Source organism: Pseudoalteromonas sp. J2K-J599 (genome assembly GCF_059295115.2).
In genome coordinates this window covers 1,641,942-1,665,740 of sequence record NZ_CM200271.1, presented here as the reverse complement: position 1 = coordinate 1,665,740, position 23,799 = coordinate 1,641,942, and the positions used below count along the sequence as shown (strand labels likewise).

The window sequence follows — 23,799 nt, the reverse complement described above, 5'->3', positions numbered from 1 at the left end:
CGCATTTACTATTTAGTTTCAATAATGTAAATTTATTGTGATGCTATATTTCACTTTGTTTAATTTATGATTTATAGCTTAAATAACAATAATATCTCAGGGATTTACATATGTTTAAAACTAAAGCACTATCAAATGCAATAAGATATTCTTTATTGCTAGGATCTGTAGCCTTAGCGCCTAACGCGCTAGCCCAGGAAAATGACTTAAACTCAGACGTTGAACTAGAAGAAGAAGCGCCAGAGCGAATTGTTGTAACAGGTTCGCGTATAAGAAAAGCCGAATTTTCAAATGCATCGCCAATTCAAATTATCAACGGTGACTTATCTCGTGAAATGGGTTTATTCGATGCAGGTTCAATGCTCCAGTCAACCAGCCAAGCGGCTGGTGCTCAAATAGATAATACATTTGGTGGTTTTGTACTAGATAACGGTCCAGGCGCTGCAACAATCGGATTTCGTGGTTTAGGTGCTGAGCGTACTCTTGTACTTATCAACGGTCGAAGAATGGCTCCCGCAGGTGTAGGTGGTGCGCCAACTTCACCTGATTTGAACTTGATACCAGGTGTAATGATTGAGCGTGTAGAGAATTTATTTGATGGCGCATCAACCGTTTATGGTTCTGATGCGGTAGCGGGTGTAGCTAACGTAATATTAAAAAAAGATGTTGAAGGCTTTATTTTTGATGCATCTTACCGTCAACCTAAAGGTGAAGGCGGTGAAGAAACTGTACTTTCGGGTATGTGGGGCAAAACCATGGATAATGGTTTTATCACCGTTGGTGTTGAATATTCAGAACAGAAATCTCAATCTTTAGCTGGCAACCCTTTTGTTAAAGGGTGTGAAGAGCGTATTTGGGAAGCTGAAGATGGCAGTATCGTAACCCGAAACAGTGGCTATGGTCCTGTAGCAAGCGGTGAAGATTCATGTGACATTTTCCCTCTAACAAACCGTATTAGCGTACCATCTTTCTTTGGTAGTGTTTATTATACACCTGACTTTACAAACACTGGTATTCCAAACTTCAGTGAATCAACTGTACCATCAAGTCTTGAAGGATTTTTACCTTCATGGGTAGCGGGCGATTTTGATGGCGATGGTATCAATGATGGTGTATTTGTAGATGGTAACGGCGATGGTTTCCGTGACGTTGATTTCCAAGACCCTCTATACGCTTTCCAACAATCTGATTACTACAAAAGCGGTGATTACAGAAGTAAAAATGAACGTATTTCACTAATGCTTAATGGTGAATATAACTTCCAAGATGATAACGATACAACTTTCTACTACGAAGGTTTATACGCTAGTCGTAAATCACCAATTTTTAGCCCAGGTGCACAGATATTCCAACAAGTAGCGGCATCAAACCCATATAACCCTTGTGGAACAAACGGTATTGACTGTTTTGGCGTGTTAGGTGTGGGCCCTGGTGGACCAGAAGCCGTTCAGCCAATCATCAATATTCGTGGTGACCGTGATCAAACTGAGGTTGAAGTTTCACAATATCGCTTAGTTACTGGTGTTACTGGTAATCTTGGTATGTTTGAAAACATCGGCTTAGACAATTGGTACTACGACGCATCTGTATCGTACAGCGCATCAAAAGGTACTGACCACCGTGTTGGTATTGATGAAGAGCGCTTAATTAACTCATTAGAAACCGCTGTTCTTAATGATGATGGTACTGTTACCTGTGGTACCGGTTCTGATGGATGTGTTCCTGTTAATTTATTTGCAGATAGTATTTATCAAGAAGGTGGCGGTACGCTTTCACCTGAAGAAGCTGCTTACTTATTTATCGACCGCGATATCGAAACTAAAGTAAACCAGTTTGTTTTCAATGCATTCATGGGTGGTGATTTCTTCGCATTACCATGGAACAACGAAACTGTTGCAGGTATCGTTGGGGTTGAATATCGTCGTGATGAAATTGAATCAAATCCAAATGCTGCTGCATCTCAAGGCTTACTATGGGGCTATTTTGCTGACCAAGGCGCTGATGGCTCACGTAACTTAAAGGAAATATTCACAGAAGTTGAATTCCCTTTACTTAAAGGTGTTAAAGGCGCTGAAGAACTTACATTTACAGCTTCTGGCCGTGTTTCTGAAGAATCTTTCTACGATGCAGAATCAACTTATAGTCTTAAAACAATTTACCGTCCTGTTGAGTGGTTTACTCTACGTGCAACAAAAGGTACTTCGTACAGAGCACCTAACCTACGCGAGCGTTTCTTAAACGGTACGTCTGGTTTTAATACAGTTGCCGATCCATGTGTTGTTCCAGAAGATGCTCGTAATATCGACCCATTGAACCCAGGTTCAGCAGCTACATATAATGCAGCTGAAGAAACACGTGATACAGCTGTACTAAACGCTTGTCAAGCATCAGGTATTGATCCAACTACTCTTGGTTTAGGTCAAAATGGAACTGACTCATACACTGCAGCTTACAGCGCTGAGATTGAAACTGGCGGTACAACTGAGCTTAGTCCTGAAACATCAGTGGCTAAAACATATGGTTTTATCTTTGAACAACCGTTCACTGATGCATTTGATTTAACAATGTCATTAACTCGTTTTGATATTGAAGTAACGAATAGTATTGCAGAACCAAGCGCTGGTTACAGTATTGGTCAGTGTTATTCTGCTGATGGTAATGATGCTTTCTGTAGCCGTATCGGGCGTGATGAAAATGGTCAAATTGATTTAGTTGATGCTAGCTTTATCAATATTGGTTTAATCTCATCTAAAGGTTTTGATTACAATATCTACTTTGAAACAGATACAGTAATCGCAGAAGAAAACCTAGGTATTACACTAGATCTTCAAGCTACTCGCATGACAGAACAAGTTTTTGACGTGCTTGGTACTATTGATGACAATATGGGCGAACCAGATTCTCCAGAATGGCGTGGTACCGCTCGCTTACAACTTAAATACTCTGATTTTAGATTTAACTGGGAAACGCGTTTCATCGGTAAAGGTCGTGAAGATGAGGATGATTTAGGAGAATTTGAAGAAGGCACTGCAGGTTGTCGTGGTTTAACTGACGCAAACGGTGAAGCACTTAAATGTCGCCCAGTTGGTTTCACCGATGACTACTTTGTACATAACATCGGTATGACCTGGTCTAACGATGCTTATAAAGTGAACTTTGGTGTTCGTAACGTGTTTAATGAAGCTCCTCCTAAAGTAGATCCAAGTGGTTCTTTTTCAAACACTAATATCCCTCTAGGTGTTGGTTATGACACTTCAGGTCGTAGCCCATACATCAGTTTTACAGCTTCTTTTTAATTAGAATTGGCTGAGTAAATATTCAATCCAGATGGCCTAAAATTTTAGGCCATTTTTTTTGAGGGAATAAAAATGAAATTTAAAAAAAGAATATTAGTAGGATTAACCCTACTAGGCCTATCTTCTTTTGCTAATAGCGAAACTGAAGATGCGGCACAAGTAAGCAGTATTGATGCTTTCTCAATGTCATCTGCTATACGCAGTGTTGTAGCATCACCTGATGGTAAGAAGCTTGCTATTTTAAGAGCGACTACTAAAAATGGTGACTATATAATTGAGATAAGAGATCCAAATAACCTAGATGCAGAGCCTGTAAGATTAGGCGCTGATAAAATGCTGATATCTTCAATCGTATGGTTAAACGATGAAAAACTTGGCGTTATGTTTAGGCAAATATTAGAAGATGGAAGTCGCAAATACTGGGTTAATAAGTTTGCAATAACCGATGCAGATGGTAAAGGCGACTGGCTATTACCATTTAAGAAAAAACGAAATGTTCAATTTAATATAATAAATATACTTCCTGACAAAAAAGATGAAGTATTAGTAGAGGTTGATATTAATAATAACTACATTCCAGATGTAGTGCGCTTTAATATTAATACTGGACGAAGCGTTACTGTAATGCGCGGAAATGAAAAAGTATCAGGCTCATTCGTTTCTGATTACGACGGTGAAATAAGAATAGCCCAAGGTTGGAATAAGTCTGATAACGCAATCGATTATTATGCCCGAGATAAAGGTAATGATGATTGGAAAGTAATTAAGCAAGTTAGTCCTAAAAAGCGTGAAAACTTTGAGATTTTAGGGTTTGCGAAAGGTAACCCTAACGAAGTTTATGTTAATGCCAACTTAGGCGAAAATACGACTGGCATTTATATTTATAATATTAAAACAGGTCAGTATTCTGAACGTCAATTTGGTCTTAAGTCTGTAGATACCGATGGTGTAATACTTGATACCGACGGCACCTTACAAGGCTTTCGCTATACAACTAAGCAACCTAAGTTTTATTTCACAGATCCTAACCTGCAAGCACTTAACGAATCTGTTGCGTCTTTATTTAAAGGTAAATTTGTACAAATCATCAGTAGCTCTGATAACGATAATGTATTAGTAGTGAGAGTATCTGCTGACGATAACCCTGGCAGCTATTACATTGTTACTAATAAACAGAAGTTAACTAAGATTGGTGATCGCCTTCCGTTTATTGATAAAAGCAAATTGGGATCCGTTAAATATATCTCCTATAAAGCAAGAGATGGACGTAAAATAAAAGCATACGTAACTATTCCTGCAACTAAAGGTCCTTACCCCGCAATAGTACTCCCTCACGGTGGTCCTTGGGTTCGTGACTCTGTTGTATTTGATGACTGGGCACAGTTACTCGCCTATCATGGTTACGTAGTTATTCAACCAAACTACCGAGGTTCTACAGGTTACGGTTTGGAGCATTGGGTAGCCGGTGATAATAACTGGGGCTTGAAAAAACAAGATGATTTAGACGACGCCGCACAATATTTAATAGATAAAGGTTTAGCAACAAAAGATAAGCTTGCTTTATTTGGTTGGAGTTATGGTGGTTATGCTGCATTTGCTGCATCTATGCGTGAAAACAACATATATAAATGTGTTGTTGCCGGTGCGGGTGTAAGTGATTTGAGTCGTATCAATGCAACTCTTAACGAAAATCGCTTTTTAAGTATCTTACAACGCCCTACTATTACTGGTGTCTCTCCTGTAGAGCAAGTAAATAAAGTAAATATTCCTATACTGGTTGTACATGGCGATATCGACAGTCGTGTTCCAGTAAAACACAGTAGAGACTTTGTATCTGAGCTTGAAAAGTACAAAAAAGACTTTAAATATATTGAGCTAGAAGATGCTGATCACTTTTCTGATACGCTTTTCTACGATCATAAAAAAGAGTTTTATACAGAGTTGTTATCTTGGTTTGATAATAAATGTGGCCTCAAATAATGTAATAAAAGGGTGGCATTCATTTCATATGAAGAGCACCCTTCATATCAAATCGCCTAATTAGGTGATCTATTTTGAGGTAAGAAAATCGTACTGATAACAAGATAAAAATTTCGTTATCTAGTTATTACCAACAAATAATTAAGTATTATTGCTGATTCATGTTAGTTTAAATACAGAATAACTGAATAGTAAAAAAGGCTTCTAAATTTATTTAGAAGCCTTTTTAATAACTGCAGCTTGCTTTATATTAGTCTTTAAGTGACTCGCCAACCACTGGATAATAATCCCATACTTGTTTATCACTGAGTGAGCGTACAAGCTTAATGTATTCTGCATGTGTCCATGCAAGTGGCGTTGCTGAGTTTGTGCCCTCGCCTAGCTCATAACCTGCTTTATTTACACCAACGCCATCCCATACTTGCTCTGGTAGCATTAGCCCTTTATTGGCAAATTGCTCCAAACCTTTAACATAACTATTTTTAATTTGCGCTTGTTTAGCATCATCAAAGGCGTTGTTTGCGTTAGCTGCTGCTATTTCATAGTGGCCACGTTCACCTGTGAAAAATGGCCATACACGACCACGTTGGCCTGGTGTATTACTGCCACCCTCGGCATAGTTTGTGCCCGTTACTTCATCTTCGCCGTAGCCATCATTACCATAGCGGCGGTAGCCTGCAAATGTGCCGCTGCCGTCGTCAAAGCTAAAGCTGTATTTAACTTGTAGGTTATCTTCTAGTGTTTCGTCATCGTACTCAGGTAGTGTTTTAACGATGCTTTCATCATTTGCACCGCGTACGCCATAGCGTACTAGCTCTAAAAAACCGCCATCTAAAATTTGCTTTTTATTAAACCCTTCGCGGCCATTATTAGCGTTAATTTTAGTGTTTGAGTTTGCATCGGTATCTTGGCCTATACGAATAAAGTATTCGCCATCGCTATTCTCGCCCTTTAAGTTACCTTTAGTGGTAAACATTTGCGATTCAATATCGCTGCTGTATTTTTTAGCTGTATCTAAGTAGCGCTTTGCGTTTGTATCATCGCCACTTAGTGTTGCAATATCACTGGCTGTAATAAGGCCAGCTACTATTGCTGCAGTAGTCGAAGGCGAATAACCGCTTTGCTCTTCCCAACGCTCTTGTTGGGTTGCCGGTGGTGTAATTTGCGTGTCGTTCCATAAAATTTTAGCAAGGCCGCCATCAACCAAAAAATCAGCAGCTGGTTTTAACATTTTGCCGTACCAGCTTTTTAGTTCTTCATCACTAAGTACATTGGCTTTATGTAACTTCCAGGCAAGCATGATAGGCATAGCTGTTTGGTCAAGCTGTACGCCGACCCATTCAAGCTCACCATCTACGTGCGTTTTTTGCAAAAACCAGCCTGTATCGCCGTTATTTGCCGGTGTTTTGCTGTTTACTTGTACTTTTTCAAGGTATTCGAATGCTGTTTTTGCGGTGGCGGTATCGCCGAGCGCCATAAATGCCATGGCTACTTGGTAAAAATCGCGCACCCATACCGCTTTATAGCCAGTAGAGCCCTCTTTAGCCGAAACCGTTTCGCCCCATGGATTAGATAGAGAAGCAATTAATGCCCCTGCGTGTGTTTTATCTTCTTGTGCTTTTAAAACCATGGCGCTTGTGTATAAAAGCTTTCCGTTATCGGCTGTTTGTTCAACCATGGTATTAAGCGGTTTTAGACTTTGTAAGTAATCTTCCCAGCCTAGCGCTTCACCTTTACCGTTATAATGTTCAAGCACCGCTTGGTACCCTTTTGCTAAGCTTTTTTCGCCTTGCTTTATACTTTGCTGCTGCGTTTTGCCAAAGCTAAGGGCTAAATCAAAGGTAGTATTTGCACTTATCTCGCCAAGCTCTGCAAGCATGCTTACATTACCTGCTGTATCGCCGGTATTTGTGTATTGTGTATTTATAGATTGCGTAGTTTTAAGTGTGTTAATACCATCGCTTTCACCTGTAAACCCTACCGTTTTTGCTTTAAATGGTGATGAGGATTGAAGTGATAAATAGTTATCGTCTTCCCATGCGACAAGCCCTTGCTCTGTTGTTTTAGCAAAGTCACCTAGCCCGTTATTATTAATATACGGATTAACAGACACATATGCTTTTAGCCCTTCAAGCTCAGTGTTAAATACACTGCGTACAAATAATGTTTGCCCATCTGGGTCAGTAAAAATGTGTTTTTCTAGGCTAAAGCGCCCTTGTTTATCAGTGCTAATTACTTTATAAGCCAGAGAAAGTGGGCGACCTTGTGCATCTTTATGTAAGTAATCAATGGTGACATCTAAATCATCAGCTTCACTAACGGTAAAGTCTTTACCTGTTACTATAAATTGCATGTCTTTTATTTGAGCTTGGTGAATAAGCCCAAACATGGTTTCGGTGATCATACCTTTAGCAATTGAAAACCACACCTTAGATACATCGCCCGTTGCAGCTGAATCACTGTATTGGCCGTTTTGGTATTGCTCGTACGATGTACCAATACCGGTTTTACCCGCATAAGCCCAAAAAGGCTCTGTGCCTGGGGCGCCTGGTGCCGATTTAACCTGTGCTGTGGTACTTTCGTTAGTTGTGCTTGTGTTTTGAGCGCCGCAAGCGGTTAAACCTAACGTTAAAAGTGAGGCGGTTATAAGGTTATATTTTTTCATTGTGTGTCCTTAATTTGAATTTTTAACGCGCATTACCGCAACGGCAGCGACAACGAACGAGGCTGCACCAATTAACAATGCGTAAATAGGCTGATTAGAAAATACGTGGCGTAAAATGAGCCCTAAAATGCTGGCGGCAAGTAACTGAGGTATAACTATAAAAAAATTAAAAATACCCATGTAAACGCCCATTTTATTACTTGGCAGTGCGTTACTTAGCATGGCGTAAGGCAGCGATAAAATAGACGCCCACGCAAACCCCACCCCAATCATAGGTATAAGTAACATCTTAGGGTCTTGAATAAACATAAAGCTGCCAAGGCCTAATGCGCCCAGCAATAAATTAAAACAATGCGCGCCTTTTAAGCCCATTTTTTTAACTAAAAACGGAATACACATAGCGGCAATAGCTGCAAAGCCATTGTAGGCGGCAAATAAAATACCCACCCAGTCTGCACCATCGTTAAATGCTTTAGAGGTTGCATCGCTACTACCATAATGAAAGCTTGTTACCGCGGCGGTGGTATAAATCCACATGGCAAATAAAGTAAACCAGCTAAAAAACTGCACCCATGCAAGCTGCTTCATGGCTTCTGGCATTGTAAATACATCTTGTACTACTTGGTAAAAACCACCTTGAGTTTTGTTAGCACTTTTAAGCGCTGCTGCAATCCACTGCACAATACCAAACGCTAATAAACCACCAGCTAATAGGTATAATTCTTTTTCAAGCGATAAGCCCATTACTAATGCAAGGGTTGCTAAACCCAGCACTACAAAAATAATGGCGCCTTTATTAAAGTTAATATCAACCAGTTTGCTTGTAGTAGGTTGAGCGCTTTGCTTTTCAAACTCAGCTAATTGCTCTGGGCTGTACTCTTTTGTACGTGCAACGGTCCAAAGCACTGCAACAAGTAGCACCACCCCACCCCAATAAAATGAGTATTTAACAGACTCTGGAATTTGCCCAGGCGCTGCAGTATTACTTACATCAAACCAGTTGGTCATCATCCATGGTAATGCTGAGGCTAGTACCGCACCAATACCAATAAAAAAGCTTTGTAACCCGTAACCTGTAGCGCGTTGTTTTTCTGGCAAGTTATCGCCAACAAGTGCTCTAAACGGTTCCATGGTTACATTGATTGACGCATCCATTATCCATAACATACCAGCGGCAATCCAAAGCGTAGGAGAATGCGGCATAATAAATAATGAAAGCGTTGTTAACACTGCGCCTATAAAAAAGAACGGACGGCGACGACCAAAGCGCCCCCACGTTTTATCGCTCCAGTAACCAATAATAGGCTGTACGATTAAGCCAGTAAGCGGGGCTGCAACCCATAAAATGGGAATATCATCAACTTGTGCGCCTAATGTTTGAAATATTCGGCTCACGTTACCGTTTTGCAGAGCAAAACCAAACTGTATGCCTAAAAAGCCAAAACACATGTTCCATATTTGCCAAAAACTTAAATTTGGCTTATCGGTATTATTATTTTGATTATTCATTATTAGCCTTATTTGTTAATACTGCGCTGCTAAATGCATCAAGTGTGAGTTTAAATGTAGCGCCTTGCGGGTGAGCTTTAAGCTGGGTGGTGTGATTTTCAAGTAAATCATTTAATAGCGTATTTTCACTCATTGCACCTAATTGTGCCTTTGATAAATTAACCGTAACTATTTGTGGCTGCTCGCTAAAGTTACTTAACACATGCACACTTTGCTGGCCTAAAGAGCGGGTAAAACCTACAACTCGCTCACTTCCTGTAACGCTAAGCTCAGTCATTTCACCGCCTACTACAGCAGGTAAACTATTAAGTGACATAATGGCTTTGTAGTAGTCACGAAGTGCTACTTGCTCTTGTGTTAAATTAGCACCGTCAAACTTGCCATTATTCATCCACGCTTGGTGCGCTGACACGCCAATGTAATCAAAAATACTGGTGCGTGTAGCTGTGCCAAATCCTGCATTTTCTGAGCCATTTTCCCCCACATCTTGGCCAAAATATAATAACGTGGGTGCGCGACTAATTAGATTAGAAACTACTAAAGCAGGTTTACCCCACTGGGCATTACCTGCAAAGTCTGGACTTGCGATACGTTGTTCATCATGATTTTCTAAAAAGTGCAGCATGTGTGCTTCAATATCAGTAACTTGGCTTTGGGCAGCAAAAATAGTATTAGCAGCTTGCTTACCCTGCATAATGGCTTTTAGTGTGTCGTAAAAGCCTACTTTGTCATACAAGTAATCCATTTTCCCTTGGTGAATATACGCACGGTACATTAGCGGGTTATACACTTCGGCTAATAAAAAGGCGTCGCTTTTTTGCATTTTTATCGACGAATTTAAAAAACTCCAAAATTCTACAGGCACCATTTCGGCCATGTCGTATCTAAAGCCATCAACGCCTTTGTCTAACCAAAATAGCGCTATGTCTCTAAATTTGTACCAGCTGTTAGGGAGCTCTTTACCTTGCCAAAACGCATAATGAGCACGGTAATCCTTGTCTTTATAGTCGTTTGGCAGCTGAGCAAAATCGTAGCTACCATCTGGCTTTACGCCATAATTTACTTTTACTGTTTCGTACCAATCGTTTATGTCGGGTTTTGGTGTACGGGCACCATTACCCGTCCATTTAGCGGGCGTTTCATCAAAAAAGCCATCCGATAATGGGTGTTCATTACCCCCTAAAACTTTATACTCTGGCGATGTTGGCACCTGAAAAGACTGCCCTGGTACGTAGTAAAAGTTATTATTTTTATCGTACGCTTTAGTGGTGTCGTCTTGTGCGCCAAAGTCTTTAACGCCTTTAGGCTTTCCAAGTGATTGATAATTACGGGCAACATGGTTAGGCACTATATCAATAATGACTTTCATACCGTGGCTATGTGTACGTTCAATAAGCTGGCTAAACTCTCCCATGCGGTTCGTCACATTAACGGCTAAGTCGGGGTTAACATCGTAGTAATCCTTAATTGCGTACGGTGAACCTGCACGGCCCTTTACTACATCGGGGTCATCTTGCGAAATGCCGTAGTCGGTATAATCGCCTACTAACGCATGGTGTAACACACCGGTATACCAAACGTGCGTGGTACCTAGCTCTTTAATGCCTTTTAGGGCTGCATCGTTAAAGTCGGCAAATTTACCTACACCATTTTGCTCTTTAGTGCCCCATGGCACATTGGCAGTTTCGGTATTACCAAACAAACGGGTAAATACTTGATATACAACCGGCTTGGTAAGCTCATTTTGTGTGTGTGCGGGTGTTTGCTGTTGTTCAGGTTTGTTATTTTCTGAACACCCTGTAGCAATAAGTGCACTACAAAGTACTGCGGGTACATAAACTGATTTTTTCATTGTGTGTCTTTTTTGTCAGTATTGTTATTAACTTTATACTAAAGATTACTGCAGCAACCATACAGTTGCTGCATACGTATTCAGGTAAACTATTGAGAGGTATTTATAATTAATACCGTTACACTCATTGCCGGTAAAGCAACTGTATTACCCAACACCTGTGTTTTGTGGGTGAATAAGTTAAGTGCTTTGGTATTTTTTGGTATTACTTCCTGCATATACTCAATATTCTTAGTTAGCTCTTTTGTGTTTTTATTCATAAATACCAACACAGTTTGCTCGTCGCTAATACGCGCGTAACTATACACGCCTTGTTGAGGCGTAAAGTGCACAAGTTTTCCTTTATCAAGTGCTGGGCTGCTTTTTCTAAAATTAAGCAAGGTACTAATTGTTTTGTGCATGTCTTTTTGCTGTTTTGTTAGCCCCTCGCCCGTAAAGGCGTTCCGAGTTTGGCCTTTAAATCCACCCGGGAAGTCTATTCTAATATCGCCATGATCTTTACTTGGGGTGTTATCTAATAGCACTTCCGTACCGTAATACATTTGCGCTATACCACGTGTGGTTAAAAATAACGTCATCGCCATTTTTGTTTTGGCTACGTCTTGGCCAAGTTCAGTATAAACACGGCTCATATCGTGGTTATCGGCAAATACCATAATGTTATCTGTATCTGGGTATAAAAAGTCATTAGCTAACGATTCATATACTTTAACCCAACCGGTATTCCAGCTTTCTTCTTCATTTAGCGCTTGAATTACCGACTCTTGCAAAGAAAAGTCCATCACGCTTGGTAAGCATGATGTATAACCATCTTGGTTATGTTTGCCACGTTGCCAGTAAGAGGCAATAGCAGGGTTAGACGTCCACTCTTCTCCAACAATATTAAAATTTGGGTACTCTTGCATTATGGCTTTTGTCCAATCACTCAAAAATGCTTTATCTGAATATGAGTAGGTATCAACTCGAATTCCGCTTAAATCAGCGTATTCTATCCACCAAATCGCATTTTGAATTAAATACTCGCTTAACAGTGGTTGGCGCTGATTTAAATCAGGCATGGTTTCTACAAACCAGCCATCGTTAAACTGGCGCTTGTCGTATTCACTGGCGTGTGGGTCTTGTATGGTTTGGCGCGCATGGCTGGTGGCGTTTTTACCTTTTTTAAACTCACCGTTAAAGTTAATCCAATCTTTAGTTGGCTTATCTTTAACCCAAATATGCTCAGAGCCAAAATGGTTAAGAACCATATCCATTACCAGGCCTATGCCCTGCTCTTTTGCTTTTACCGAGAGCGTTTTATATAACTGGTTTGAGCCCATACGTGGGTCAACATTATAAAAATCTGTAATTGCATAGCCATGGTAAGAATAATCTGGCATGTTGTTTTCAAGTACTGGCGTTAACCAAAGCTGTGTTACGCCTAAATCGTTTAAATATGGAAGTGCGTTTATAACGCCTTGTATATCACCACCGTGGCGCCCGCCCTTTATACTAGGATCAGCGGCTTCTAACATGCTAGGAACGTTATCGTTTTGTTTATCACCATTAGCAAAGCGATCGGGGTTAATTAAATAAAGGGTATCGGCTGATGTAAACCCTTGACGCTGAGCACTGTTTTTATTACGTTCAAGAAGTGGAAACTCAAAGTTATTGCTCGTTTCGCTGCTATTAAACTCAAGCGTTCCGGCTTTAGCGGCGTCGGTAATGGTAATATTTAAAAATACATAATTTGGGTTATCGGTACGGGTTATTTTATTTAACTTAACGCCGTTATATTTAGCTAATTTAATTTTCTCGTTTGCAATATTTTGCTCATGCACCATGATGGTTATGGTGTTTTTGTTCATGCCAACCCACCAATTAGCAGGCTCAACGTTAAGTGCGTAGCTAATGGTTGGTAAAGTACAGGCACTTACAAGTAAAAGTGTGTTTAAAAATCGCATCATCAGGCCTTTTTAATTTTTGCTAAAAAATCTTTATGAGTGGGTAATTGATCTACTGTTGAGGTAATAAGCGTTTTTAATGTAGAAAATAAGTCGTTTAGTTGTTCACTGCTTAATGAGTCAACAATACTGTTGTAATCATCGGGGATGAGACCTTGGCCAATAAATACCTGTTGCCAAGCAACTTCGGCAAATAGTTCATCGTTTTCGCGCACCACTTTGCCGGTTTGCTTAAATAATTTGAGCTTGTGGGCCAATGAGTGAGGAATGTCCATTTGCTTGCATTGTCGCCAAAAAGCAGAACCGTCTCGCTCAGTTAGCTTATAATGCAAAATTATAAAATCACGAATGTGCTCTATTTCTATCACGCTTTGCTTATTAAATTCAGTAACTAAAGCTTCGCTTATGCCATGATGTGGAAACAGCTTTATTAAACGGGTTACTGCACTTTGTATTAAATGAATACTGGTTGACTCTAACGGCTCTAAAAAGCCACTAGCAAGACCAACCGACACCACATTTTTATGCCACTGCTTTAAGCGCCGTCCTGTTTTAAATTTTATAACACGTGGCGCCGTAATGGGCTCAGCGGGTAAATTATTTAATAATAACTGCGTTGCTGCATCGTCAGGTAAGTAACGGCTACAGTACACCAAGCCATTACCTATTCGGCTTTGCAGCGGTATTTGCCACTGCCAGCCTGCGCTGTGCGCAATTGAACGCGTATAAGGTTTTAGCGAATCAGTACCTTGAGATTGCACTGCAACGGCGCTGTCGCATGGTAAATAATGAGACCAATCTACAAAACCTGTGTTAAGGGTTTGCTCTATAAGTAAGGCGCGCTGCCCTGTAGCGTCTATAAAAAGGTCGCCATTTATCTGCTGTGTGTTATCAAGGGTTAATGATTTTATATTCCCTGATAGAGGGCATTGTTCAACCTGCTCTATTTTGGCATCAATATGCTCAACACCGCGTGATGTTGCGAGCTTTTTTAAAAACTCAGCATATAGCGTTGCGTCAAAGTGGTACGCATAACTTACGCCAGGTAATTGCGTGTTAGGTATAGTATTTAATGGTGCAAATTTATGCTGTTTAGCTGCTTGGTAATTTAATGAAAAATCCCATAGGCTATCTTCAGAGCCTGTAATTTTTCCTTTTACCCAAAAATTGTAAAAATCGCAAAAAGGGAAGTCTTTTCCAAATGAGCCAAAAGCATGCATGTAGCTATGAGAGGTGGTTTTCCAATTTTCGAACTCAATTCCTAGTTTTATAGATGCATTAGTAGCGTTTATAAACTCTTGCTCGTTTATACCCAGCGCGTTGTTAAGTTGAATAATAGGCGGAATTGTTGCTTCACCCACGCCTATAGTGCCAATAGTACTTGACTCAATAAGGGTTATTTTGATTACTTTACCTAACACTTTATTAAGCAAGGCGGCTGTTATCCACCCTGCTGTGCCCCCGCCTGCGATTACGACGTGTTTTATTGGTTTCATATTATTGTCCACGTTTACAGTTTAAAGCTTGTTAAGTTTGATAAGGTAGCTATAAAAAAGCCCTTGTAAAACAAATTACAAGGGCTCCTACACACAACCTTTATTATAGCTGGTAGCTAAAGCCTAACAAGTAAGTGCGACCGTAATCTTGGTAGTCGCGAACTTGTAGCGCGTTATCGCCAGAAAGCGATGTGAACGGCTCTTCTGTTAAGTTTTGAACTTGGAACTGAATTGATAAACCTTCAAGGCTCTCAACCCCAGCTTCAGAGAAGTCATAACCTGCCTGAATATCCCAAATTGTTTCGCCGATAATATTCACTTGCTCTGTATTAAAGCCTAATCCGTAAACATCACCTTTGAAGTCACTACGCTTACGCATGCTGGTTCGTAATTGCATGCCATTCATCTCGTAGTAAACCGTTAAGCTTTGAATTTTATCTGATAGACCCGGTAGTTCGTACTCATTGCCATTTCCATCTTCAATATCAGATTCAATACCTGTATGGCTTGCAATTAAGCCAAAGCCTTCAAGAGACGGGTGGAAAATTTTAAATGGTAACGCTAGAGATAGCTCGTAACCGTATAGGTCACCGCCGCCGCCATTTACTTTACCACTGCCAGTACCTTCTGACGTAGCTGGGACTTCACCTGTTGATGGGTCCGCAACACCCGACATATCAATCGCGTAAGTACCGTCAAAAATCCACTGGGTTAAGTCTTTATAGAAAAATGCAGCAGAGAAGTAACCTTCATCACTAAAGTAGTTTTCATAAGATAAATCGTAGCCTGTTGCTTCTTTAGGTTCTAGATTAGGGTTACCACCCGATACAGACCAAAAGTTACCGTTTTCATCCGGTGTATCATTATATGATGCATTAACAGAGGCATTCATTTCATCTATACGCGCACGTGAGATTGTTTTAGCTGCGCCAAAACGTATTGTTTGCTGCTCATCAATCGCAAGTGATAAATTTAAGCTTGGTAAAACGTGAGAATAATCGTGACCAATATCTGTAGGTGAAGTAATGACTAGACCAGTATTCCCATCTACACCAAAAGCATTACCTTGAGAGGATTGATCTGTATGAACATAGCGCACCCCAACATTACCAGTTAATGGAAGACCACTTACTTCTGCATTAATATTAGCTTGTGCAAATGCTGAGGTGATTTCTTCTTTTACTGTCCACGACTTAGTTGCATGAGTTGAGCTAGTTAAACTTTCGTCAAGGGTTTCATAGTAACCATCATTAACTAAACCATTTACATCGTAGGCTATCATGTCGCCTAGACCAATGAAGTCAAGGCCAACACTGCCTAAACGGTATTGCTCAGGTACACTAAGCATTCCTGGGTTTTCAAGAGAAAAATCAGTTAAAGTCAAGAAGTAACCTTGCGAAGATTTAGACTTTTCACGCTCTTTGTAACCTAAGCCAAATTCAATTGAACTAATGTATTCGTTTTCTAGTACTTTAGACGCTGCAAGTTTTAATGTAACTAATTCATCTTCAATAGTTGGAGCATTAATAAAACCGTCTTGAGCTTGGTTTTCATACTCTGTGCCAGTTAATCCATATGCATCATTTAGTGCAGAGCTTGCACCCCACGAAAGCGGCCCACCTAATTGAATTAGATCATAATCGCTGTAATCTAAGTCATGTGAAAAAGTAGCGCCAGTATTGCCACCATTAAAAGCATAACCTAAGTTATCTGCAACACCACGAGAATCACCACGCCCTGTACCTGAGTAGCTTTCTATACTCCAAATTTTACGGTCCACTTGCGAGTAGCTTGCGTCAAATTCTACTGACCATGAATCATCAATATCGTATTTAGTGTTAAAGCCAAATGCAGTTAGTTCAGCATCACGCTCTTGGTAATCGTTACGCACAACAACACGTTGGCCTTGTGTTACAGCACTTGTTATAAATCCACTTTCTGCATCTACAGTAGCACTACTTGCATCAATACTACCTTGACCCCAAGCAAAAGGAACTTCAATGCCGCGTAAAATTTGCTCATCTGTAAAGTCTACATACAACGCATCAAACGTCATATTTAGTTTATCTGTAGGCGCTGCTTCTAGAACAAGCATTGCTGAATCACGTTCAAGTGTTGATGAACGAACATATGGTTTAGCACCGCCTAAAATTGAATACGAGTTACCATCTTCAGCAGTAAATTCAGGGTAGCCCCATGAATTCCAACGTTTTTCTTGGTTTGGCGAGCTCATGGTGTTTAGTGCAAATGCAATACCAATGGTGTCATCAGCAAACTGGTCGATGTATGAGAAAGTGCCACGGTAACCGTCGTCGTTGCCGTCAGGGTTTAATTTATCAAAGCTTGTTTGCTCATACTGTCCATTTACTTGAACAACACGTTCACCTTTACTTAGTGGGCGAACTGTTTGCATGTTAATTATGCCCGCAATACCTTCTGCATCTAAATTTGCACTAGGTGTTTTATAAACAGTTACACCGCTCATAATTTCTGATGGGTAAAGGTCAAATTCTACGCCGCGGTTATCACTAATAGATACTTGCTCGCGGCCATTAAATGTGGTGCCACTTTCGTTTTCACCAAAACCACGAATTGATACTCTACTTGCGCGACCATCTAGGCGTTGCGCCGTTAAACCTGGTAAGCGTGCAATAGACTCAGCAATAGATGAATCAGGTAGCTTACCTATATCTTCTGCTGAAATAGACTCAACGACTTGAGTAGAAAAACGCTTTGTGTTGATTGATTCTACAACACTGCCACGAAAGCCTTTTACTTCGATAACCTCAACGTCATCATTTTTTACTGTATCTTCTTGTGCTGCTACAGAGGCAAAGCTTGCTAATCCTGCAGTAGCCATTGCCAACGTTAATATACTTGGTTTGAACATAGACATGATGTTTTCCCGTTACCCATATTGTGATACTCGCTTCTTTATTTGAGTGATAGTCAAACAGGCGAGCTAATTTTGTTGTCAGGATGAATATTAACGCCAGCTTTATTTTATTAACAACTTTATGCATACGTATTCAACAGTTATAGCACGACTTCAGATTAATAAAAACCTTGCCAAGAAAACATTAAACAATTGATTTTGTTATAAATAAAATCATTTAAAATGACGCAATCAACATTACATGTAAAATCTACTGTATCAAAAACTAAAAGTTAACAGTGCGCAATGTAAACAAAGTGAAACTAATTAGTATCGCTATTCAAAATAAGAAATATTAGACACAATTCAAATGTTTAATTGGTCAGACCATTAAATTGAAAACATAAAATATATTTTCTCTTGTATGACAAACCGTTATGTTTAATAAAAGTCAGAAAGTAAGTGAGCACCATAATTGGTAAAAACCCAACACATAAATAAAACACCTTTAAACTAGCTATAAGTACTTATTTTTAATAATTTAATTGCGTTAATTTTAGTGCATACGTATGCAGACTTTTTACAGTGTACAAGGCTTCACGTATGCTTTTTGCAAATAACGTGATTAATTGTAATCACAAATAAAAATAGTCTAAATACTGTGTGGAATGACGGAGAAAAGCATGACCCAAAAGCAGTGGTATAAAGGTGCGGTTATTTATCAAGTTTATCCGCGTAGCTTTCAAGATAGCAACAACGATGGCATTGGTGATTTAAGAGGGATTATTAATCGTATTGATTACATTAAAAGCTTAGGCGTTGATGCTATTTGGATTTCACCTTTTTTCAAATCGCCAATGAAAGACTTTGGCTATGATATTAGCGACTATCGTGACATTGACCCGCTTTTTGGTGACCTAAATGATTTTGATGAGCTAATAAGCGAAGCCCACACTCGTAATATTAAAATAATTATTGATCAGGTGTTAAGCCATACATCAGATCAACACCAATGGTTTACTGATAGCCGTGAAAATCAAAATAACAGTAAAGCCGACTGGTATGTTTGGGCTGACGCAAAAGATGATGGGACAGCCCCAAACAACTGGCTATCTATTTTTGGTGGTGGTGCTTGGCAGTGGGAGCCTCGTCGCGGGCAATACTACCTACATAATTTTTTAACCGAACAACCGGATCTTAACTTTCATAACCCAGATGTTCGAAAAGCTGTGCTTGATAATGTTGAGTTTTGGCTTAAAAAAGGCGTTGACGGTTTTAGGCTTGATGCAATTAATTTTTGCTATCACGACGCGCAATTACGTGATAATCCGGCTAAACCAAAAGATAAGCGCCAGGGGCGTGGTTTTAGTGAAGATAATCCGTATGCATTTCAGTACCATTACTACAATAATACTCAGCCTGAAAATATTGAGTTTATGCAAGATATTCGCACATTACTTAATAAATACCCAGGTACTGTATCGCTTGGCGAAATCTCATCAGAAGATTCATTAGCTACAATGGCGCAGTACACCCAAGGTGGCGACAAACTGCACATGGGTTATAGCTTTGAACTATTAACAAATGATTACTCAAGTGAATATATTAGAACTACGGTTGAAACTCTAGAACAACGTATGACTGAAGGCTGGCCATGCTGGGCATTTAGTAATCATGATGTAGAGCGCGTAGCGAGCCGCTGGAGCGAAAATGGCGAAGTAAACCCTCAACAATGTAAAATGCTAACCGCCCTATTAGCTTCTCTTCGTGGCAGCGTGTGTATGTATCAAGGTGAAGAGCTAGGTCTAGGTGAAGCAAGTGTGGCATTTGAAGATTTACAAGACCCATACGGCATTACATTTTGGCCTAATTTTAAAGGGCGTGATGGCTGTAGAACACCAATGCCTTGGGATCTAGCTGATTCATCTCATGCAGGTTTTAGTGAAGTAAAACCTTGGCTACCCGTTGATAATGCACATAAGCAGCAATCAGTAGCTATACAAACAGATGATAACAACTCAATTTTAAATGCCTACCGTGAGTTTATGGCATGGCGAAAAGGTCAAACAGTTTTACTTGAGGGTGATATTGAATTTATTGAAACGCCAGAGCCTGTGCTTGCTTTTTATAGAACGCTTGGAAAGCAAAGAATGCTTTGTATGTTCAATCTCAGCGCTAAGCAAACAAGTATTGATATGCCAACATCAATCGTTAAAGAATACACCGAGCTTAGCCACCACAGCGCAAAGTTAGACCAAGGCACCACAACGCTTGAGCCTTACGCATGTTTTTACGCTCAGTGTTAATGACTCAAAAGTTGCGTTTAATGTTTACCTAAGTGCGTTACACACGAAAAAGCCCAAGCTATTCACTTGGGCTTTTTTGTATTTAACGCATTCTAGTGACTTTTAGTTTCACCATTTAGACATTCAGTTAAAGCAAATAATACGGCTGATATTACAAACTTAAAATATCCTCATAGTAGAAATAAACAATGACGCTTATGCATTTCATTTTTGAACCTAAGAAATCAATTTTCCCTAAAACAATCTAAATGTTATTAATATAAAGCGTAGAATCAGGTTTTCGTAGCTACTAAATATATTACTCCGGCTAATAATGCTGTACTTACTAAAGTTAAAAAACTGACAAGTAAATTACTCATCCTCACGATAAAAAAATTTCGTTATCTTTTATTTCAATTTCGATTAAAAATCAGTATACCAACAGAGTTGTTCTGGATTGGGCACTACTGATTTATACCTAACTTTAAACTGGATAAATCAGTCATCACACCATTTTTTTAGGAATAAACGAATGAAAAAAGCATTGCTAGCATTAATCGTAGCACCACTATTTGCAGTATCTGCGACTTACGCGGTTGCAGACGATGCGCCAACAGCTTCAGCCGAAATGATAAAAGAATACACAGAAATGTGTGTTAACTGGGCTAAAGATGATGACGTAAGCAATGAAGAGCTAAATGCCTACGTATTAAAATGCGTAAATGATGAGCTTGAATCTGAAGGCTATAAAAAAGTATCTTCTGTTAAGATTTAATTATACCAATTACATTTAATTAGTGATCAATTATAGCGCTAAGAATATAGCTCAATAGCTAAGCGAAAAAAGCATGACATATATTTGTTCTCGGCAGCTGCTCCCTGCAATGCCTACTTTCTGCATCTACGCAGTCATATATGAATAGCTTTTAACGCAGTAACTGAGTTATTTAATATGCTAAAATGACCATGTTTTTAATCAAATTGGTAACACGCTTAGGTGAATGTACTGCTAATAAAGCCGTTGCGAAAGCATTCAACTAAGCACAAAAAAACCGGAATAGACACAAGCTGTGCATTCCGGTTTTTTTATGACTTTTTAAATCTACAAAAGCTATGAATAAGCAATAACGAGCTTATTCATCTTCTTTTTTAGCTTTCGCTTTAGGCTTAGCTTTAGCTGGTGCCTTTTTTGCAGCTGCTTTCTTTTTAGGCGCTGCTTTTTTCTTCGCTTCTTCTGTCCATTTACCTGCTTCATAATGAGCAGTCCAGCCGGTAGCTTTACCGTCAACTTCAGTCATAACATACTGAGATTTATTTTTACGGCTATAGCGTACAACAGCAAGATTACCATCAGGATCTTTAGCTGGTGCATCTGCTAAATAATAAAACTTAGGCGAAATGCGGTCTCTAAAACGTTTTAGTTCTTCAACCTTAGGTGCACGTGTTTCACGTGACTTAGGAAAAGTATTTGCGGCTAAAAATATACCCGCAGCGCCATCACGTAAAACAAAATACGCATCTGACTTTTCACACTCTAATTCAGTAATGTGAACAGGATCTTCTTTTGGTGGCGCAGCCTCGCCATTTTTAAGTAACTTACGTGTGTTCTTACACTCGTCGTTGTTACAGCCAAAGTACTTACCAAAGCGACCCGATTTAAGCTCCATGTCAGAACCGCATTTATCACATTCGATAATTGGTCCGTCGTAGCCTTTAATTTTAAAGGTACCTTCTTCAACTATATGCCCTTTACATGCTGGGTTATTACCACACACATGTAGTTTACGGGTTTCGTCAATTAGGTATGAGTCCATTGCAGTTTCACAAATAGGACAACGCTTCATCTGCATTAATTTTTCGGTTTCTACGTCTTCGACATCAGCAGCAACCGCTTCATCGCCCGACACTAAGTTCATTGTTGTAGTACAACGCTCTTTTGGCGGAAGGCTGTAACCAGTACACCCTAAGAAAACACCGGTTGAAGCCGTACGTATGCCCATTTTGCGGCTACATGTAGGACATTCTATATCGGTTTCAACCATCTCATTAAGACGCATGCCGCCATTCTCTGGCTCGTCTTTAGCGACATTTAATTGCGTTGAAAAATCAGCATAAAACTTATCTAAAACTTGAGTCCATACACGCTCGCCTTCAGCAATGTCATCTAAACGACCTTCCATTTTGGCTGTAAAATCAAAGTTCATTAAATCAGTGAAGTTTTCAACTAAGCGGTCAGTGACAATTTCACCCATTTTTTCAGCAAAGAAACGGCGATTTTCTACACGTACATAACCACGATCTTGAATTGTTGATATAATCGACGCATAAGTAGATGGACGACCAATACCACGCTTTTCAAGCTCTTTTACTAAACTAGCTTCACTAAAGCGAGCTGGCGGCTTAGTAAAATGCTGCTTAGGATCAAGTTCTATTAAAGTAAGTATTTCACCTTCTTTAACAGCTGGCAGTGATTGATCTTCTTCGTTCTTTTTACGCACCGCAGGTTGTACTTTTGTCCAACCATCAAAGCGAAGCACGCGGCCTTTTGCTTTGAGCTGGAAATCGTTAGCTGCGACAGTCAGTGTTGTTAAGTCGTATTCAGCAGGTACCATTTGACACGCTACAAACTGACGCCAAATTAGCTCATACAGCTTTTTAGCATCGGCATCTACGCCTTCGATATGACCAGACAACACTGTAACGCTTGAAGGACGAATTGCCTCATGCGCTTCTTGTGCATTGCCTTTAGAGCTATAGTTAATTGGATCTTTTGGTAAATATTTAGCACCAAACTCGTTCGTTACATACTCACGACACATTTCAACCGCATCTTTTGAAAGATTGGTTGAATCGGTACGCATATAAGTAATATAACCGCCTTCATACAAACGCTGAGCGAGCATCATAGTCTTTTTAACGCCATAACCTAGGCGTGTACTTGCCGCTTGTTGCATGGTTGAAGTAATTAATGGCGCACTTGGGCGACTTTTACTTGGCTTTTCTTCAACGCTAATTACTTTATATTCTGCATTCTCAAGGCTTTTAACAGCTGCGCTAGCCTGAGCTTCATTTACAGGCTTAAATGCCTTTCCTGCTTGTTTGGTTACTTCTAAACGTAACTCAGACTCAGTATTCTTAACATCAGCGTGAATATCCCAAAACTCTTCAGGGATAAATGCCTTAATTTCACGTTCACGCTCAACTAATAAGCGTACCGCCACAGACTGAACTCGTCCTGCAGATAGACCACGTGCCACTTTAGCCCACAACAACGGTGACACCATAAAGCCTACAACACGGTCTAAAAAGCGTCGTGTTTGCTGAGCGTAAACCATGTCAGTATTAAGCTCACCTGGCGTTTCGAAGGCTTGTTGTATTGCGTTTTTGGTAATCTCGTTAAAAACTACACGCTTATACTTTTCAGGTTCACCGCCAATGATTTCTTGAAGGTGCCAAGCAATTGCTTCCCCTTCTCTATCCAAATCCGTTGCGAGGTATATTTGATCTGCATTTTCAGCCAGCTTTTGTAATTCTTGAACAACTTTCTCTTTACCTGGCAGGATTTCATAATGCGGCTCCCAACCTTGCTCAGGATCAATACCCATACGCGCGACCAGGTTAGTATAATCTCGTTGCTTTTTATACGCTGCTTTCTCTTCAGGTTCCATTTTGCGAACTTCTGCTGGCGTTTTAGTTGCCGGCACTTTAGCTTTACTCGAACCTGAAGTAGGTAAATCACGTACATGCCCAATACTGGACTTTACGATGAAGTCATTACCTAAATATTTATTAATTGTTTTAGCCTTAGCAGGTGACTCTACAATTACTAGCGATTTGCCCATAGTTGCCTATTTCTAACCAAATATTAAAAATGTGTTTTGCCGACATAAGCGGCGCG

General features: G+C 39.9%; 11 protein-coding genes. 4 read left to right on the top strand and 7 right to left on the bottom strand.

The genetic code is table 11. The annotated features are described in order from the left end of the window. Positions 1 to 110: 110 nt before the first annotated feature. Together AC5NT5_RS07530 and AC5NT5_RS07525 are read left to right on the top strand one after the other, a co-directional pair. Positions 111 to 3,296, top strand: a complete 3,186-nt coding sequence (locus tag AC5NT5_RS07530) for a TonB-dependent receptor (RefSeq protein WP_182681374.1) — start codon at positions 111 to 113, stop codon at positions 3,294 to 3,296. A 72-nt stretch (positions 3,297 to 3,368) separates the two neighbouring features. Then, positions 3,369 to 5,276 (top strand): alpha/beta hydrolase family protein, encoded by a 1,908-nt coding sequence (locus AC5NT5_RS07525; RefSeq protein ID WP_182672685.1) that lies wholly within the window; start codon positions 3,369 to 3,371, stop codon positions 5,274 to 5,276. Between the two features lie 250 nt (positions 5,277 to 5,526). Here AC5NT5_RS07525 and AC5NT5_RS07520 read toward each other — a convergent pair whose 3' ends face one another. The 6 genes from AC5NT5_RS07520 to AC5NT5_RS07495 all read right to left on the bottom strand — a co-directional run bounded on the left by AC5NT5_RS07520 (position 5,527) and on the right by AC5NT5_RS07495 (position 17,637). Beyond that, positions 5,527 to 7,941, bottom strand: a complete 2,415-nt coding sequence (locus AC5NT5_RS07520; RefSeq protein WP_494513138.1) for a glycoside hydrolase family 15 protein — start codon at positions 7,939 to 7,941, stop codon at positions 5,527 to 5,529. Between the two features lie 9 nt (positions 7,942 to 7,950). Further along, positions 7,951 to 9,450, bottom strand: a complete 1,500-nt coding sequence (locus AC5NT5_RS07515; protein WP_182755425.1) for an MFS transporter — start codon at positions 9,448 to 9,450, stop codon at positions 7,951 to 7,953. Then, on the bottom strand, positions 9,443 to 11,302 hold the full coding sequence (locus AC5NT5_RS07510; protein WP_494513139.1) for an alpha-amylase family protein: 1,860 nt from the start codon (positions 11,300 to 11,302) through the stop codon (positions 9,443 to 9,445). Before AC5NT5_RS07510 ends, AC5NT5_RS07515 begins: the two co-directional genes overlap by 8 nt. A gap of 89 nt (positions 11,303 to 11,391) precedes the next feature. Then, positions 11,392 to 13,248, bottom strand: coding sequence for a glycoside hydrolase family 13 protein (locus AC5NT5_RS07505; RefSeq protein WP_494513140.1), 1,857 nt, complete (start codon positions 13,246 to 13,248; stop codon positions 11,392 to 11,394). After that, a complete protein-coding gene (locus AC5NT5_RS07500; protein WP_494513141.1) occupies positions 13,248 to 14,741 on the bottom strand; it encodes a tryptophan halogenase family protein in 1,494 nt (497 codons plus the stop codon). The genes AC5NT5_RS07505 and AC5NT5_RS07500 overlap by 1 nt, the downstream gene beginning before the upstream one ends. Before the next feature lie 103 nt (positions 14,742 to 14,844). Further along, complete coding sequence (locus tag AC5NT5_RS07495) at positions 14,845 to 17,637, bottom strand: TonB-dependent receptor (protein ID WP_182672690.1); 2,793 nt, start codon at positions 17,635 to 17,637, stop codon at positions 14,845 to 14,847. 662 nt (positions 17,638 to 18,299) lie between these two features. Here AC5NT5_RS07495 and AC5NT5_RS07490 point away from each other — a divergent pair. Further along, positions 18,300 to 19,922 (top strand): alpha-glucosidase family protein, encoded by a 1,623-nt coding sequence (locus AC5NT5_RS07490; RefSeq protein ID WP_494513142.1) that lies wholly within the window; start codon positions 18,300 to 18,302, stop codon positions 19,920 to 19,922. A 511-nt stretch (positions 19,923 to 20,433) separates the two neighbouring features. Beyond that, complete coding sequence (locus AC5NT5_RS07485; RefSeq protein WP_002959734.1) at positions 20,434 to 20,676, top strand: hypothetical protein; 243 nt, start codon at positions 20,434 to 20,436, stop codon at positions 20,674 to 20,676. Positions 20,677 to 21,034: 358 nt separating this feature from the next. Here the strand turns inward: AC5NT5_RS07485 and topA are convergent, their stop codons facing one another. Next, the gene (gene topA, locus AC5NT5_RS07480) at positions 21,035 to 23,743 is read right to left on the bottom strand and encodes a type I DNA topoisomerase (RefSeq protein WP_494513143.1); all 2,709 of its coding nucleotides are present in this window, start codon (positions 23,741 to 23,743) and stop codon (positions 21,035 to 21,037) included. Positions 23,744 to 23,799 lie beyond the last annotated feature (56 nt).

Bases quoted from the DNA above. Each gene is read 5' to 3' on its own strand.
- AC5NT5_RS07515 (WP_182755425.1), bottom strand. From the start codon at position 9,450: ATGAATAATCAAAATAATAATACCGATAAGCCAAATTTAAGTTTTTGG.
- AC5NT5_RS07510 (WP_494513139.1), bottom strand. From the start codon at position 11,302: ATGAAAAAATCAGTTTATGTACCCGCAGTACTTTGTAGTGCACTTATT.
- AC5NT5_RS07505 (WP_494513140.1), bottom strand. From the start codon at position 13,248: ATGATGCGATTTTTAAACACACTTTTACTTGTAAGTGCCTGTACTTTA.
- AC5NT5_RS07485 (WP_002959734.1), top strand. From the start codon at position 20,434: ATGAAAAAAGCATTGCTAGCATTAATCGTAGCACCACTATTTGCAGTA.
- AC5NT5_RS07520 (WP_494513138.1), bottom strand. From the start codon at position 7,941: ATGAAAAAATATAACCTTATAACCGCCTCACTTTTAACGTTAGGTTTA.
- AC5NT5_RS07500 (WP_494513141.1), bottom strand. From the start codon at position 14,741: ATGAAACCAATAAAACACGTCGTAATCGCAGGCGGGGGCACAGCAGGG.
- AC5NT5_RS07490 (WP_494513142.1), top strand. From the start codon at position 18,300: ATGACCCAAAAGCAGTGGTATAAAGGTGCGGTTATTTATCAAGTTTAT.
- AC5NT5_RS07530 (WP_182681374.1), top strand. From the start codon at position 111: ATGTTTAAAACTAAAGCACTATCAAATGCAATAAGATATTCTTTATTG.
- topA (WP_494513143.1), bottom strand. From the start codon at position 23,743: ATGGGCAAATCGCTAGTAATTGTAGAGTCACCTGCTAAGGCTAAAACA.
- AC5NT5_RS07525 (WP_182672685.1), top strand. From the start codon at position 3,369: ATGAAATTTAAAAAAAGAATATTAGTAGGATTAACCCTACTAGGCCTA.
- AC5NT5_RS07495 (WP_182672690.1), bottom strand. From the start codon at position 17,637: ATGTCTATGTTCAAACCAAGTATATTAACGTTGGCAATGGCTACTGCA.